3 protein-coding genes are annotated in these 1,163 nt (G+C 56.5%); all 3 read right to left on the reverse strand.

Annotated elements, in window-relative coordinates:
• Window positions 1–33: 33 nt before the first annotated feature.
• From L6D64_RS28120 to L6D64_RS28130, 3 genes are read right to left on the reverse strand one after another with little or no spacing between them, the layout of a single operon-like run.
• Window positions 34–477 (reverse strand): hypothetical protein, encoded by a 444-nt coding sequence (locus tag L6D64_RS28120; protein ID WP_176510294.1) that lies wholly within the window; start codon window positions 475–477, stop codon window positions 34–36.
• The gene (locus tag L6D64_RS28125) at window positions 474–785 is read right to left on the reverse strand and encodes a hypothetical protein (RefSeq protein WP_176510295.1); all 312 of its coding nucleotides are present in this window, start codon (window positions 783–785) and stop codon (window positions 474–476) included. Before L6D64_RS28125 ends, L6D64_RS28120 begins: the two co-directional genes overlap by 4 nt.
• Window positions 782–1,120, reverse strand: a complete 339-nt coding sequence (locus L6D64_RS28130; protein WP_176510296.1) for a hypothetical protein — start codon at window positions 1,118–1,120, stop codon at window positions 782–784. The genes L6D64_RS28125 and L6D64_RS28130 overlap by 4 nt, the downstream gene beginning before the upstream one ends.
• Window positions 1,121–1,163: the final 43 nt, after the last annotated feature.

Consider the following 1,163-nt stretch of genomic DNA (forward strand, 5'->3'; position numbering starts at 1 on the left):
TGGTCTTCATGGCCTTGACCATCAGTTCCATGCTCATTGGCCGCGCTCCTTGGCCGCGTCGATAGCCTCACGCAGGCTCGGCATTGCTCCGGCTCGGTTGTGGAACCACATGACCTCCAGCGACTTTTTGGCCTCGCCTTTTACGATGCTTGCGCCGGTGTAGGAAGACCGAGCCAGAGACTCCAGGAAGTCCAGACGCTCGGCGTCTTTGGCCATCTCCTGCGCCAGGCCCTCAATAGCGCTCCCGTCATCGTCCATGTCGGCTCCCAAGGCCTCGCCGATAGCGCCAATGTCACAGGCGGCTGCCAGCAGCATGCGCTTGTGCAAATCCAGATCCTTGCGTAGAGCTTCATTCTCGACCTTGAGCTGTTCGTAATCGGAAGCCTTTACAACATCAGGACCATGCGGCTTGTAGGCGATTCGGTTGCCGTCTTCGGAAAGAAGATTTACGGCTTTGTAGCGATGCACCTCGCTCATGGCCGCACCCCCTTCAGCGATGCAAAATCGAAATCTGGAAGCTCGCTGACCCCATTCAGGTAGTCGGTCATGACCTTCACATCGTCTTCGTTGCAAGCCCCGGGGGATGCCTGCCAGCAGTGGAACGGGTCGGTGTTTGGCATGGCGCCGTAGCAGATGATCCCGTATCGGGCATACATGCCGTCCTGGACGATCCCGACGCGAGCCTTACCCTTGTCGAAGTACACGATGTAGTGGTTAATGCCTTCTGAGCGCACGAGCTTTGGATTTTTTCGGTTGTTTCGCTTGATCCATTTTTGAATGCTCATAGCCCGACCTCACCAGTCATGAAGGCTCGGAATTTGGCCATCTCAGTCATGTCCCGGCAGTAAACGCGATACGTTTCTGGGTGCATGTTTTTCGGTGCCTGGGTCCCAAATTTCTGCAGCAACTCGCGCTCCAGAAACGTGACGCAATCAGCCAAGGCTTTTCGCAGACTCGCGTCCTGATCTTTGGCGTGATCGCACGATGATTGCCATCCCCACCAGGCACAGGACATGTCTCCATGCGCCTTGGAGTCGCCAGCCTTTGCTGCCTTGTAGGTGCAAGGAAAATTAGCGCTGAAGGCATCTTCAAATTGTTTTCGGATCAGGTCATCGCTCATGCTGCACCCCGCACGGCCTTGTCGTGGGTGTGCAGGCCGTCCC

Source organism: Pseudomonas urethralis, assembly GCF_021602465.1.
Lineage (GTDB): Bacteria > Pseudomonadota > Gammaproteobacteria > Pseudomonadales > Pseudomonadaceae > Aquipseudomonas > Aquipseudomonas vlassakiae.

Bases quoted from the DNA above. Each gene is read 5' to 3' on its own strand.
- L6D64_RS28130 (WP_176510296.1), bottom strand. From the start codon at position 1,120: ATGAGCGATGACCTGATCCGAAAACAATTTGAAGATGCCTTCAGCGCT.
- L6D64_RS28120 (WP_176510294.1), bottom strand. From the start codon at position 477: ATGAGCGAGGTGCATCGCTACAAAGCCGTAAATCTTCTTTCCGAAGAC.
- L6D64_RS28125 (WP_176510295.1), bottom strand. From the start codon at position 785: ATGAGCATTCAAAAATGGATCAAGCGAAACAACCGAAAAAATCCAAAG.